Below are 13,395 nucleotides of genomic sequence, written 5' to 3'. Positions count from 1 at the left end.
ACTTATGTAAATAGACTTTTTGTATCAGAGACATGAATATTAATGAATATTAAAGTAAAAAAAAGTAAAAAATATAGAAGTCAGAAAATAATGGAGGGAAAGAAAATGTCTAAAATTAGAAGTTATGAAATTTTGATTTTGTTGTTAATTACAGTTTTATTATCCATATTTTTGTCAGCTTTTTATTATTTAAGTAATAATGAAACTCCGCCAAGGGATTCTAAGCGTGTATTAATAGAAATTACTGAGACAAATTAGCAAGAGAAATTAGAAATTTTTTTGAAGAATACTAGGTTTCATAAAAGGGCAGATTATAAATAAACTATAATATCCTGAGAGGAGGAAAATTAAATGGTTGAAACAGTAAAAGTTGTTGAATTAGTTGGAGAGTCAAAGCAAGGATGGGAAGATGCAGTACAAAATGCAGTTCATGAAGCATCTAAAACCATTGATGATATTGCTGGTGTAGAAATATATAATTTTACCGGTGATGTTGAGGATGGAAAGATTGTAGAATATAAAGCTAATGTTAAGGTAGCTTTTAATGTATCTCGCTAAATTTAATAGCACCCGTTAAGGGTGCTTTTAATTGAAGGAGGGAAAAATAGTGAGTAATTTAAACTCTCAGAGTAAAGCGTATTCAAAGTTGGTTCAAAAACATCGTCCCATGCCACCAATTTTAAAAAATGTTATATTAGCTTTTTTGGTCGGAGGAACCATTTGTTTGATTGGTCAGGCAATACTTAATTTCTACATTTACTTGGGATTTTCACCTACTGATGCACTTAATCCAACGGTAGCAACGGTAATATTTCTAGCTGCCCTTGCTACAGGAACAGGTGTCTATAAAAAACTAGGTCAGTTTGGCGGGGCAGGAGCATTTGTTCCGGTTACCGGGTTTGCAAATGCTGTTACATCTGCTGCTATGGAGTTCAAAAAAGAGGGTTATATCCAGGGGATTGGCTCAAAAATGTTCATATTAGCTGGCTCTGTAATAGTATATGGAGTAGTAACAGCTTTTGTAATAGGTGTTATTTCGGCAATTATATAGAAGATGGGTAGGAAAGGAGAAAATTAAATGGTAGAAGTGGCAGAAAAAAGTTCGGCCAAAATTGGCAATCAAACTATAAAATTAACAAGAACACCACATATTAGTTCAGTTGGAACAGTAGTAGGTCCAAAAGAGGGGAAAGGTCCCTACGGGGAAACTTTTGATGAAATAACACAAGACAATGGTCTTGGTCAAATTAGCTGGGATCTTGCAGAGAGTAAATATTTAGAAAAAGCCCTACAAAAAGCTCTACAAAAAGAAAACCTCACTACTAGTGATATAGATCTATATTTAGGTGGAGACTTACTTAATCAAATTATATCTTCCAATTTGGCGGCTAGAAATATGGGGATCCCTTTTTATGGTCTCTATGGTGCATGTTCTACTGCCGCTGAAGGTTTATCTATTGCCTCAATGCTAGTCTCTGGGAAATTTGTTGATAGGATTTTGGTTGGTACTTCAAGTCATCATCATGGTAGTGAAAGACAGTTTAGATTCCCAACTGAATATGGAGGGCAAAGGCCGCCGTATGCCCAGTGGACGGTTACAGGAGCAGGAGCAGCTGTAATATCTTTGGATGGAAATGGTCCTGTGGTAAAAAGTGTTACTACAGGTAAGGTAGTAGATTTGGGAGAAAAAGACCCTTATGATCTTGGGTCAGCTATGGCTCCTGCGGCGGCAGATACTTTGACTGCTCACCTGCAGGATACAGATAGAGACCCAGAATATTACGACTTAATTATTACAGGAGATTTAGGACTGCAGGGAAGTTCATTATTTAAAGATCTGTTAAATGAAAACAACATAAACGTAGAAACGAATCACCTTGATTGCGGTCTTGCTGTATATTACAGTAGTCAGGATGTACATGGTGGAGGTAGTGGTTGTGCCTGTTCTGCAGTTATATTTTATGGGGATATTTGGAACAAACTTCAAAACAATGAATTAGACAATGTTTTATTTATGGCAACTGGTGCTCTTCATAGTCCGATATCATGTGCACAAGGCGAATCAATCCCAGGTATATGTCATGCTGTAGAAATATCAAACAGTGACTCAACTGCAAAAAGTCCATTCACATAAGTGAAGTGTTTTTAATTGATACATCTAAAATTCGTCAGCAGTCGGAATAAGGCTACCTAATCCAAGAACTCATCCTGAGTTCAATTAGCTAATGACATCCTGCCATTAGGCCTTATTTCTCCTGCTTTCTCATCAAGATGTATTACAATTAAAAACAAAACTTTGTTCATATGACTTTTTGCAGTTGAATCAACTAATTTGATTGTACATTGTATCGTCAACCAAGCTTGATTAGGGGGGTGTTTCAAATAGGTACATATTTAACAGCTTTTTTAGTTGGGGGATTGTTTTGTATAATTGGGCAGCTGCTTTTTGATTTGACTAAACTCACTCCTGCCCATATATTAGTTCTCTTTGTAATAGCAGGTGGGGTTTTATCTGGTGTTGGACTGTATGAACCAATCGTACAATTTGCAGGTGCAGGTGCTACAATTCCAATTGCTAGTTTTGGTAACTCTCTAGTTCAAGGGGCAATGTATGAAGCATCCCAAACAGGTATAATAGGTGTTTTGACAGGTATGTTTGAGGTGACAAGTACAGGTATAACTGCAGCTATAATATTTGCATTTGTGATGGCATTAATATTTGATCCTAAGGGCTTAAATTAATTTGTAATAAAGAGGTGGGTTAAATGGTTGATTCACTACCAGAGCTTAAAAGAGTAGATAAAGATATAGAAAAAAACTTAAGTGTAGTTAAGCAAAAATTAGGTTCTGATATAAGTTTTGATATAGTTATTAGAGAGTTTACTATTGGCAACAAAAAAGCAGCACTATGTCACGTAGATGCCTTCGGTGACGATCAGGTTATAGCGCTGGTAATGCAAGTCCTTGTTAAATTGAACCAGGAAGATATAGTTCCAAATGTAAAAGACAAAATTAAGAGTAATATTCCTTATACAGATATAGAAGTTAAAAATGAAATGGCAGATATAATGGATGAAATTCTTGCTGGTCCAATGGCTTTATTTATTGATGGAGAAAGCGATGCAATAATCTTAGATACACGTTTTTATCCAGCTAGAGATCCTCAAGAGCCTGAAACTGAAAGAGTGACAAGAGGATCTAGGGATGGTTTTGTAGAGACTCTTGTGTTTAATGTAGGTTTGATAAGAAGAAGACTTAGAGATTATAGCTTAAGAGTTCTTCCTTATAGGCTTGGTAAACGTTCAAAAAGTGATGTTGCCCTTGTCTATTTAGATGATGTAGCAAACCCACAACTTGTAAAAAATATACAAAATAAGGTAGAATCGATAAACTTAGACGGTGTACCAATGGCGGAAAAAACAATAGAAGAATACATTATAAATGAACATTTAAATCCCTTTCCCCAGGTTAGATATACAGAACGGCCTGACGTGGCAGCAATTCATCTTTTAGAGGGTCATGTGATAATACTGGTAGATACCTCACCAGCTGCAATAATTGCTCCAGCTACTTTCTTCAATCATTTACACCATGCAGAAGAATATCGTCAGAATGCTTTCGTTGGTACATATCTTAGATGGGTTCGTTTTTTAGGAGTATTTATAAGCTTATTTCTTGTACCATTATGGTTATTAGCTTCTCTTGAACCATGGCTCTTACCTGAAGCACTTGATTTTTTGGGTCCAGAAGAAATTGGTCCGATTCCTCTAGGGTTACAGTTTGTATTTGGGCATGTATTTGTCGATTTAATCAGGATGGCTTCAATACATACTCCCTCACCCCTAGCTACTGCCCTTGGCCTAGTAGCAGCGTTATTAATTGGTGAGATTGCTGTTGAAGTCGGGCTTTTTACTCCAGAAGTACTACTTTATGTCAGTCTTGTTGCGGTAGGAATGTTTGTTACTCCTAGTTTTGAATTGCAGCTAGGTAACAGAATAGCACAATTTTTCTTTGTTATATTAACCGGCTTATTTGGTTTGATTGGTTTTTTAGTTTCTTTAATCCTGTTATTTGGAATACTTGTAAGGACAAAATCATTTGGCGTTCCATACTTATGGCCTGTTGTTCCATTTGATTGGACCGGTTTTTTAGCAATAGTTTTACGAAAGCCTGTGCCAATGAGATCGTTTGATAGGCCAACAGTATTAGATACTAAGGATAAAAGAAGAAGAGGTGAATAATTTTAGCTATGAAAATTGGTATACCAAGGGCACTTTTGTATTATAATTACTACCCAGGTTGGAAAGCTTTTTTTGAAAATTTAGGTTATGAGGTCAAAGTTTCGCCAAAAACTGACAAAAAGATTTTAGACGATGGAGTCAAATTATGTATAGATGATGTATGTTTGCCAATTAAAATTTATCTTGGGCATGTGAAAAAGTTAATTGAGGAGAACGAAGTTGATACTATTTTTGCACCCCGGTTCATTGGGGTTGAAAGAAAAAAGTATCTTTGTCCAAAATTATTTGGTCTCCCAAACCTAATTATAAATCAATTTGAACTTAGCGAAGATAGAATATTAAGTCCTACTGTTGACTTAACTAAAAAGCCATTAGCTTTTCTAAAAGAATTAATTAGTCTGGGTAATAAGCTTAACTGCAGAATGGTAGATACACTAAAATCATATAATACAGCCCTTGCCTGCCAGAATAATTATGAAAATGAATTATTAAGCGGTAATCTGCCATTAGACATTTTGGAGGCTAATTCAAACCATTCAGATAAAAGAAGGGGCATGTTAGATACAAGAAGTATGTTAGATACAAAGGTGGCAGTTTTAGGACATTCATACAACATAAATGATGATTTTATAAACCATAACTTGATTGAAAAACTAAGGAATTCTGATGTTTTCCCTATTACAACTGAAATGATTAGTAAAAAGTCAAAAGAAAAAGGGCTGAAAAAGCTTGAGAAACCAATATTTTGGACCTTTGGAAAAGAAATTATTGGTTCGGCATATTCTAGTTTAACTGACCGGGAAGTTGATGGAATTATTCTGGTAGTTTCTTTTGGTTGTGGACCGGATTCACTAATTAATGAACTTGTAGAAAGAGAGATGAAAGGGGCGAATATACCCCTTTTAATGATTACCCTTGATGAACATACAGGAGAAGCAGGAATAAATACCAGAGTTGAAGCTTTTGTCGAAATGTTAAAAAGGAGGAAACAAGCTGTATGAAGATAACTTTCCCTCATATGGGGACAATTAGTATACCAGTAAAGGCATTATTTAACGAATTAGGTTTTGAAGTAATAGTACCACCTCCAATAACTAATAAAACTATAGAGTTAGGTGTCAAACATTCACCGGAGTTTGCTTGTTTTCCACTCAAACTTAATATGGGTAACTTTATTGAGGCTTTAGAAGATGGTGCGGATACCATTGTAATGGGTGGTGGTGTAGGGCCATGTAGATTTGGGTATTATTCCCAGGTACAAAAAAGAATTCTTACAGATTTAGGTTATAATTTTGAAATGATAGTTTTAGAACCTCCGCACAGCTATAATGAATTTTTGGATAAACTAAAAAAATTAAAAAACAAAAATTCTTGGAACACTATATATAAAGCACTCCGAATAACTATTGCAAAGATTGATGCAATAGACAAAATTGATATTCATACAGCAGAGGTAAGACCTTACTGTCAAAACAAATCAGATCTAGATAATACATATGAAAAGATTTTGGACAGGTTAGATAAGGCTTCAGGTATTAAAGATATAGAAAGGGTAACAAGAGAAGGATTTGATGAATTAAATGAGAATAAAAATCTAGAATTAGAAAATCCAGTTAAAATAGCGCTTTTGGGTGAAATATACATGCTGCTAGAAAAACGGGCTAATATGGGCATAGAAAAATATTTAGGCAATTTGGGTGCTGTAGTAAAGCGAAATGTTTACTTGGGTAATTGGGTTAGAGAGCACCTTAACCCTTTGCCTTTTAGAAAGAAAAATCCGGCAGTTCATGCTGCAAAACCTTATCTTGATCATTTTGTTGGTGGGCACGGCAGGGAATCTGTAGGTGATGCTGTAATTAAAGCAAAAGAAAATTATGATGGTATTGTTCATATACTTCCATTTACCTGTGCCCCGGAGATAATAGCTCAAAGTTTGTTACCAAAGGTTTCTAAAGATTATAATATTCCTATACTTACTTTATCTCTAGATGAACATACCGGCAGATTAGGCCTTCATACCAGGTTAGAAGCTTTTTATGACCTCTTGTCTAGAAGAGAGAGAGCAACCCTTGAGGTATAAGGGTTGCTTTTTTATGGATATTAACTATGGTATAATGTTACAGAAGTAAGGGGGGTTATTATGGATCTTATATCTTCTCATAACAATCTAGACTTTGATGGTCTTGCTGCCATGATTGGAGCTTATAAACTGTATCCTGATAGCAAGCTGCTTTTACCTGAACAAATTAGTAATAATGTTAAAGCTTTTTTGGCACTTTATAAGGATACATTTCCTTTTATTGAAAAAATAACTTTTGATCCGGGTAGTATTAATAATTTAATTATTGTTGATACAAGGGATATTAACCGGCTTAGTTTTGTAAAAGAAATAATAGAAAAGGCGAATAATTTAATTCTTTTTGATCATCACCCCCACTTTGACCTTGATAGAGCCCCTACTTATCAGGTAGTGGATACAGTTGGTGCTACCTGTACATTGATTACTGAGGAAATAAAAGAAAAAAATATAGAATTAAGTTCATTAGAGGCAGGGATTCTTGCTCTTGGAATATATGCTGATACAGGGATTATGACTTTTGATACCACTACATATCGTGATATAGAGGCTGTTGGTTATCTTCTAAGATGTGGTGCTGATTTAAAATTAATAAGAGAGTATGTTACTGATACCCTTGAAAAAGAACAAAGAGATTTGCTAGAAGAGCTTCTTATTAATACTGAAAACTATAATATTAATGATTATAAAATAGGAATATCGATAGCCCAGAGAGAGGAATTCATAGCAGGTCTTGCAATACTGATACATAAGTTAATGGAAATAGAAAATGTTGATATGTTTTTTATTATTGTAAATTTAAAAAATAAAATTCATATAGTTTCTAGAAGTAGGAGAAAGGAGTTAAATGTTAGAAGGGTTATTGAACATTTTGATGGTAAGGGTCACGATCAGGCAGCTTCAGCAACAATTGATAACCATGGTACTGATATTAAAGAGATCAAGGGTCGAATTATAGAGTTACTTAACTGGCATTTGCCTGTTCATATAAATGCAGAAACTATTATGTCAAAGCCTGTTAAGACAATTTCGATGGATATTACTGTTGAGGAAGCTGGTAAAACTATGATGCGTTATGGTCATAGTGGTTTGCCTATAGTTAATGATGAAAACGAAAATAAACTTGTTGGTGTAATATCAAGAAGAGATGTAGAAAAAGCACAGCACCATGGGCTTGGACATGCACCTGTAAAAGGTTACATGTCACAAAAAGTTGTTACTATAACACCCGAAACTCCTTTGAGAGAAATACAGCATTTGCTAGTTAATAAAAATGTGGGTAGACTACCTGTTCTCAATTCAGCAGGTAGGTTAGTTGGTATTGTTACAAGGTCTGATCTACTAAGGATTCAGCATGGCTTGAGTGAAAAGGCAGAAGAAAAAGAGAATCTGTATTTAAAAGAAGTAGATGAAGAAAAAGAAGATATTAAAGAATTAATTAATGAGAGATTACCTGAAAGAGTTGTTGGGTTACTTTATTTAATTGGTCAAAAAGCTGAGAAGGAAGGCTATAAAGTTTATGGAGTTGGAGGATTTGTTAGAGATCTTTTACTTGGCAAAAACAATATAGACCTAGACTTAGTAGTAGAAAAGGATGCTATTTCCCTTTCCAAAATACTCGCTAATTATTTGAATGGTGAACTCAAAACTTTTCCTCAATTTCAGACAGCCACCCTAACTCTTCCTCAGGGTCTGAGGATAGATTTTGCAACTGCAAGGATTGAGTTTTATGCCTTTCCGGCTGCTGCTCCTGAAGTTGAAAAGAGTACAATAAAACAAGATTTATATCGTAGGGATTTTACTATTAATACAATGGCTGTAGAACTTAACATTTCATCTTTTGGCAAATTGTTAGACTTCTTTAATGGTAGGGAAGATTTAAAGAAAAGACATATACGGGTTCTTTATAACCTGAGCTTTGTGGAAGATCCAACAAGAATATTTAGAGCAATAAGGTTTGAGACCAGATTAGGATTTATAATTGAAGAGCAGACACTTCTTTTTATCAAAAATGCTGTAGAAACAGGGGTGATAGAAAAACTGCCAGGAGAAAAGCTGCATGAAGAATTGAGGCTTGTTTTTCATGAACCTAACTATCCTGAGGCAATTCGTAGAATAGATAACCTGGGTATATTAAATAATATTTTTCCTGGTGTTAGATTAGATGATAAAAAAGTAAAAATGCTATATAATGTAGAAGATGTAATTAAATGGTATAACAGCAAACGCAAAAACTTTAGTTATTCTATTAGCAAAGAAGCTGTTGTTTTTTCTGTGTTGTTTTTTGGTCAGTCTTTTTCTTTAATAGATTCCTATTTTGAGAGAATTAAAATTGCAAAAAAAGTTAGGGAGGTAATATTTGAGACTCTTAAAAAAACACCTGAAATTTCAAATAAACTTAAACAAAAAGATATTAAGAATAGTGAATTAGCAGAAATTATGGAAGGGCTTCCCCTTGAGACCGTTTTGTATATTTTAGCCGAAAATGATTCTTTTCAAATACGGGAAAACATCTATCATTATATGGATGAATTACAGGGAATAGGTATAGAAATAACAGGAGAAGACTTAAAATCCTTAGGCATTGAACCTGGACCAATATACAAAGAAGTATTAGAACAAGTCAGAAAAGCACGGCTTGATGGACTTGTAAATTCAGTCGATGAAGAGATAGAATTTGTAATGGATTTCTTTTCTAAGAAAGGAGAAGCAAAAAATGGGTGATGACCTTTTATTTAGGATACCTGCTTTATTAATTGCACTTACAGTGCATGAGTATTCTCACGGTAGGGTAGCTTATTATCTAGGAGATGGTACTGCAAAAATGCACGGAAGACTTACCCTTAATCCAGTAAGTCATCTTGATCCTATTGGACTTATAATGTTATGGTTTGTTGGTTTTGGTTGGGCAAAGCCTGTTCCAGTAAATCCTGTTAATTTTAGAAGGGATATGCCAATGAAGCAGGGGCTTCTATATGTTGCTTTAGCCGGACCCCTTAGTAATCTGGTAATGGCTTTTGTATTTATTGGCTTTACGGATTTTTTTATTAGATTTTTTATGAACATAACGCCAACAACTTTTATGATGATTATAAATCCGCAAAGTCCATTAAACCCACCTGTAATTCAAGAAAGTGTAGGACTTTTTGTATTGAGTTGGATAATAATTCTTAATGTTTATCTTGCGATTTTTAATCTGTTACCTATTCCACCCCTTGACGGGTCCAAAATTCTTAGAGGACTTTTGCCAAGAGAACACGAAAATATTATTGATTTTTTTAATCAGTATGGATTTATAATATTAATCCTGCTTTTATTTACTGGTGTTATAGGAAATGTTTTAGTTCCCCTTGCTAATAGAATAATGGAACTTATGTATTTACCATTTAATTTATTTAATTTTTTATGACAAAATAATATCTAAGAACTATAGGAGGTTTAAAAAATAATGGAACAAAAAGGTATAATTTTTAGCGGAATGAGACCAACTGGTAAACTACAGTTAGGAAACTTGGTTGGAGCTCTTGATAATTGGATTAAATTACAAAAAGACCACAAATGTTTCTTTTCCGTAGTGGACTGGCATGCGCTGACAACTGGTTATGAAGATACTTCAAATTTAAGAGATAATGTTAGAGAGATGGTAATAGACTGGTTAAGTGCTGGGCTTGACCCCGAAAATAACGTAATTTTTCGTCAGTCTGATGTAAAAGAGCATGCCGAACTTCACTTAATGCTTTCAATGATAACTCCTCTTGGGTGGTTAGAAAGAAATCCCACATACAAAGAACAGCTCAAGGAGATGAACGAAAGAGAAATATCTACTTATGGGTTTTTAGGCTATCCTGTACTTCAAGCTGCTGATATTTTGTTATATAAAGCTAACAAAGTACCCGTGGGCGAAGATCAGGCACCACATATCGAACTGACAAGGGAAATAGCAAGAAGGTTTAATCATCTATACGGAGAGATTTTCCCAGAACCACAAACCCTTCTAAATAAGGTGACGCTTTTGCCGGGGGTAGATGGCCGCAAAATGAGTAAAAGTTATGGCAATACCATACCTTTAGGAGCTTATGAAGATGAAATTAAAGAAAAAGTAAAAATGATGGTTACAGATCCCCAGAGGGTAAGAAAAGATGACCTTGGAGATCCTGAAGTATGTACAGTATATACATTTCATACTATCTTTAATGAAAATGAGTTCGAAAATTTTGCCTCCAAGTGCAGGGAAGGCAGCATCGGTTGTGTTCAGTGTAAGATGAGTCTTGCAGAGGTAATGAGAGACTTCTTAGAACCTATAGCAGAAAAGAGAAGAAAATTAGAAGAAAATCCGTCAATTGTAGATGAGGTATTAAATGATGGAGCTAAAAAGGCCGGTGAAGTTGCAAGACAAACCATAGATGAGATTAAAGAATATGTTAAATTTTAATTGTGAGGGTGCTTTGACTTGAGCTATAAAGTTAATTTGTATGCTTTTGAAGGTCCCTTAGATCTTCTATGCCATTTAGTTAAGAAAAGAGAGATTAATATTTATGATATTCCCATATCAGAGATTACCGAAGAATATTTTGAATACATTGAAGAGTGGAAACAGATGGATCTAGAGATTGCCAGTGAATTTTTAGTAATGGCTGCAAATTTAATGGAAATTAAGTCTAAGATGCTGCTGCCTTCTCCTCCTAAAGATAATGAAGAAGATGAAGAAGAAGATCCTCGTGAAGAGCTAATAAAAAGACTAGTAGAGTATCGTTTTTATAAGAATATAGCAAAGAATTTGGAGATAAAAGAAAATGAACAAAGTAAACTCTATAAGAAAGTGTCAAGCGTTGATGAATATCTAAATAAGCAAATAAATCAAACAGATTCTTCAGAGGATTATTTTGAGAACTTAAACGTTATAAATTTACTTGAAGCTTTTAATAATGTAGTAGAAAGAAAAACCAGGCAGGATAACGTTAAGGACGAGCTTGAAAAAATAAAAAATAATAGAATAAATGTAACTGTAAAAGAAAAGAAAAGTTTTATACTAGAGAGCTTAGAGTCTTCTCAAAATAAGGAAATGATTTTTCAGGATTTGATGAATCAAAATAGCACTACGTGTGAGGAGCTTGTAGTAAGCTTTTTAGCTCTTTTGGATTTGATTAAAGAAGCCAGATTAGATGTTATCCAAGAAGGTGTATTTGCACCAATTTGGATAAAGCTTAACTATGAGGGTGTTATAAATATAGGTTAAATTAGGAGGATGTAATTTGCAAGCCTCAAAACTGAAAGCTATAATTGAGGGGATTTTGTTTACGAAGGCAGAGCCTGTTACTTTAAATGAGATTTCAAAGATATTACAAAAAGATATTGCTGTAATTAGAGAAGTAATAAAAGACTTAAATGATGATTTTAGTAATGACGATAATAGAGGACTTCAAATTATTGAGGTTGCCGGTGGTTACCAGCTAGTTACTAAGTCTACGTTAGCTCCTTATATGGACAGGCTATATGAGAAAGATAGCAAGAAAAATAAATTAAGTAAAGCTGCACTAGAAACCCTTGCAATAATTGCATACAAAGAACCAGTAACAAAAATTGAAATTGAAGAAATAAGAGGTGTAAAAGTTGATGGAGTAATCAACTCATTATTAAAAAAAGATTTGATTAACACAGTTGGGAGAAAAGATGTTGCTGGAAAACCAATTTTGTTTGGGGTGACAAAAAAATTTTTAGAACACTTTGGCCTAAACTCTACAAAAGATTTACCCAAACCAGAAGAGATTGAGGAAATATCAAAAGGATAAAATAATGTGATTCCGCCACAAAAAGTCTATTCACATAAGTGAAATGTTTACAATTGATACATCTTAAGATTATGAATTACTAACCTGGTAAAAAATTTACCGGGTTTTTTTGTTTTATGTGGATATAATTTCCTCGTGACGAAAATAATAAATGATGAGGTGGTATTTTTGATTATATATTATGTTATGGCTGTGCTGACAATTTATTTGACTATACAGTTAATGCCAATCTATGTTGAGGTAGATTTCTATGCTTGTCAAGATACTAGCTGGAATTTCAAAATAATTATAACTACTTTGTTTGGAATAATAAAAATAACCCTAGATACAAAAAGAATTCAAAAGATATTACATAAAATTATAAGCCTAAGACAAAAATTTAGTAATATCAGACAAAAAATAAAATCTAAAAATAAATCAAAAAAGAAAAAATCAAATATTTCGTTTGAAATGCTTAAACAATCTATGATGCAGTTTATAAATTCTATTATTTTGCACAAACTATATTTAAAATTCTTTATTGGCTTAAAAAATGCTTCGTCAACTGCAATAGCAATGGGTTTTATTTATAGCATAATGGGAATAATGAAACCAATAACAAATAATATATCAGCCAGTAATGATTATAAAGAAAATATTACTATCAAACCATTTTATAATCAGTATAAATTTGAAATAGAGCTAAGCTGCAAAATTCAATTTAGGTTGGTTCATTTAACATTAATTACTATTAGACAAATATTTAACTTGATAAGAAGGAGGATTAAAAAATGGATAATCATCCCATCCAGGGCTTAATGAAAACAGCAATGGAAAGCATTAAACAAATGGTTGAGGTAAATACCATTGTGGGTAATCCTGTAGAAACACCTGATGGAAGTGTTATTATTCCTATATCTAGAGTGAATTTTGGTTTCTGTGCAGGAGGTAGTGAATTTAACTCATCAACATCCTCAAGTCAAAATAATCAGCAGTCTTTACCATTTGGCGGTGGAAGTGGAGCAGGAGTTTCAGTTCAGCCAGTTGCCTTTTTGGTTGTTAACAATGAGCAAGTTAGACTAATGACGGTTGATGATCACCAAATACTAGATAAAATTGTAGACTATGCTCCACAGCTTGTTGAACAACTAAAAACCATGATGCAAAATGCTAAGAACCAGCAAAACCAACAAAATCAGCAAAACCAGCAGGGAAGCTCTCCATTTAATCAGCCTCAAGGTTAACTAAAGCCTTGAGGCATATTTTTTTTGGTCGGGCAATAATCATATATTGTGTACGGATAATATAA

The 13,395-nt window shown here is 33.8% G+C and carries 15 protein-coding genes; all 15 read left to right on the top strand.

Annotation, left to right across the window (positions count from 1 at the left end):
* Positions 1–105 precede the first annotated feature (105 nt).
* The 15 genes from ACONDI_RS07465 (at position 106) to ytfJ (ending at position 13,330) form a co-directional block, all read left to right on the top strand.
* On the top strand, positions 106–258 hold the full coding sequence (locus tag ACONDI_RS07465; RefSeq protein ID WP_241080839.1) for a hypothetical protein: 153 nt from the start codon (positions 106–108) through the stop codon (positions 256–258).
* A gap of 93 nt (positions 259–351) precedes the next feature.
* Positions 352–558 (top strand): dodecin family protein, encoded by a 207-nt coding sequence (locus ACONDI_RS07460; RefSeq protein WP_241080838.1) that lies wholly within the window; start codon positions 352–354, stop codon positions 556–558.
* A gap of 49 nt (positions 559–607) precedes the next feature.
* On the top strand, positions 608–1,051 hold the full coding sequence (gene spoVAC / locus ACONDI_RS07455; RefSeq protein WP_241080837.1) for a stage V sporulation protein AC: 444 nt from the start codon (positions 608–610) through the stop codon (positions 1,049–1,051).
* 27 nt (positions 1,052–1,078) lie between these two features.
* Positions 1,079–2,134: a stage V sporulation protein AD gene (gene spoVAD, locus ACONDI_RS07450; protein WP_241080836.1), complete on the top strand. Its 1,056-nt coding sequence runs from the start codon at positions 1,079–1,081 to the stop codon at positions 2,132–2,134.
* 248 nt (positions 2,135–2,382) lie between these two features.
* Positions 2,383–2,742 (top strand): stage V sporulation protein AE, encoded by a 360-nt coding sequence (gene spoVAE / locus ACONDI_RS07445; protein ID WP_241080943.1) that lies wholly within the window; start codon positions 2,383–2,385, stop codon positions 2,740–2,742.
* 23 nt (positions 2,743–2,765) lie between these two features.
* Entirely contained in the window at positions 2,766–4,241 is a 1,476-nt protein-coding gene (locus tag ACONDI_RS07440; RefSeq protein ID WP_241080835.1) for a spore germination protein, read from the top strand.
* A gap of 8 nt (positions 4,242–4,249) precedes the next feature.
* Positions 4,250–5,242, top strand: coding sequence for an acyl-CoA dehydratase activase-related protein (locus ACONDI_RS07435; protein ID WP_241080834.1), 993 nt, complete (start codon positions 4,250–4,252; stop codon positions 5,240–5,242).
* On the top strand, positions 5,239–6,321 hold the full coding sequence (locus tag ACONDI_RS07430) for an acyl-CoA dehydratase activase-related protein (protein WP_241080833.1): 1,083 nt from the start codon (positions 5,239–5,241) through the stop codon (positions 6,319–6,321). The genes ACONDI_RS07435 and ACONDI_RS07430 overlap by 4 nt, the downstream gene beginning before the upstream one ends.
* 60 nt (positions 6,322–6,381) lie before the next feature.
* Positions 6,382–9,042 carry a CBS domain-containing protein gene (locus ACONDI_RS07425; RefSeq protein WP_241080832.1) on the top strand — a complete coding sequence of 887 codons (2,661 nt, stop codon included), beginning with the start codon at positions 6,382–6,384 and terminating at the stop codon, positions 9,040–9,042.
* Positions 9,035–9,727 (top strand): site-2 protease family protein, encoded by a 693-nt coding sequence (locus ACONDI_RS07420; protein WP_241080831.1) that lies wholly within the window; start codon positions 9,035–9,037, stop codon positions 9,725–9,727. Before ACONDI_RS07425 ends, ACONDI_RS07420 begins: the two co-directional genes overlap by 8 nt.
* A gap of 39 nt (positions 9,728–9,766) precedes the next feature.
* On the top strand, positions 9,767–10,750 hold the full coding sequence (gene trpS, locus ACONDI_RS07415) for a tryptophan--tRNA ligase (RefSeq protein ID WP_241080830.1): 984 nt from the start codon (positions 9,767–9,769) through the stop codon (positions 10,748–10,750).
* Between the two features lie 18 nt (positions 10,751–10,768).
* Positions 10,769–11,554, top strand: coding sequence for a segregation and condensation protein A (locus ACONDI_RS07410; protein WP_241080829.1), 786 nt, complete (start codon positions 10,769–10,771; stop codon positions 11,552–11,554).
* A 16-nt stretch (positions 11,555–11,570) separates the two neighbouring features.
* Entirely contained in the window at positions 11,571–12,107 is a 537-nt protein-coding gene (scpB, locus tag ACONDI_RS07405; RefSeq protein ID WP_241080828.1) for an SMC-Scp complex subunit ScpB, read from the top strand.
* Between the two features lie 168 nt (positions 12,108–12,275).
* Positions 12,276–12,905, top strand: coding sequence for a DUF2953 domain-containing protein (locus tag ACONDI_RS07400; RefSeq protein ID WP_241080827.1), 630 nt, complete (start codon positions 12,276–12,278; stop codon positions 12,903–12,905).
* The gene (gene ytfJ, locus ACONDI_RS07395) at positions 12,878–13,330 is read left to right on the top strand and encodes a GerW family sporulation protein (RefSeq protein WP_241080826.1); all 453 of its coding nucleotides are present in this window, start codon (positions 12,878–12,880) and stop codon (positions 13,328–13,330) included. Before ACONDI_RS07400 ends, ytfJ begins: the two co-directional genes overlap by 28 nt.
* The last annotated feature ends 65 nt before the right edge of the window (positions 13,331–13,395 follow it).

The sequence above is a fragment of the Natranaerofaba carboxydovora genome, assembly GCF_022539405.1.
Lineage (GTDB): Bacteria > Bacillota > Natranaerobiia > Natranaerobiales > Natranaerofabaceae > Natranaerofaba > Natranaerofaba carboxydovora.
Note: the sequence above shows the minus strand (reverse complement) of the source record. Positions and strands in the feature narration are given on the sequence as shown.

Coding starts and splice junctions, on each gene's coding strand:
- ACONDI_RS07430 (WP_241080833.1), top strand. CDS start 5,239: ATGAAGATAACTTTCCCTCATATGGGGACAATTAGTATACCAGTAAAG.
- ACONDI_RS07420 (WP_241080831.1), top strand. CDS start 9,035: ATGGGTGATGACCTTTTATTTAGGATACCTGCTTTATTAATTGCACTT.
- ACONDI_RS07460 (WP_241080838.1), top strand. CDS start 352: ATGGTTGAAACAGTAAAAGTTGTTGAATTAGTTGGAGAGTCAAAGCAA.
- ytfJ (WP_241080826.1), top strand. CDS start 12,878: ATGGATAATCATCCCATCCAGGGCTTAATGAAAACAGCAATGGAAAGC.
- ACONDI_RS07440 (WP_241080835.1), top strand. CDS start 2,766: ATGGTTGATTCACTACCAGAGCTTAAAAGAGTAGATAAAGATATAGAA.
- ACONDI_RS07435 (WP_241080834.1), top strand. CDS start 4,250: ATGAAAATTGGTATACCAAGGGCACTTTTGTATTATAATTACTACCCA.
- spoVAD (WP_241080836.1), top strand. CDS start 1,079: ATGGTAGAAGTGGCAGAAAAAAGTTCGGCCAAAATTGGCAATCAAACT.
- ACONDI_RS07465 (WP_241080839.1), top strand. CDS start 106: ATGTCTAAAATTAGAAGTTATGAAATTTTGATTTTGTTGTTAATTACA.
- ACONDI_RS07425 (WP_241080832.1), top strand. CDS start 6,382: ATGGATCTTATATCTTCTCATAACAATCTAGACTTTGATGGTCTTGCT.
- trpS (WP_241080830.1), top strand. CDS start 9,767: ATGGAACAAAAAGGTATAATTTTTAGCGGAATGAGACCAACTGGTAAA.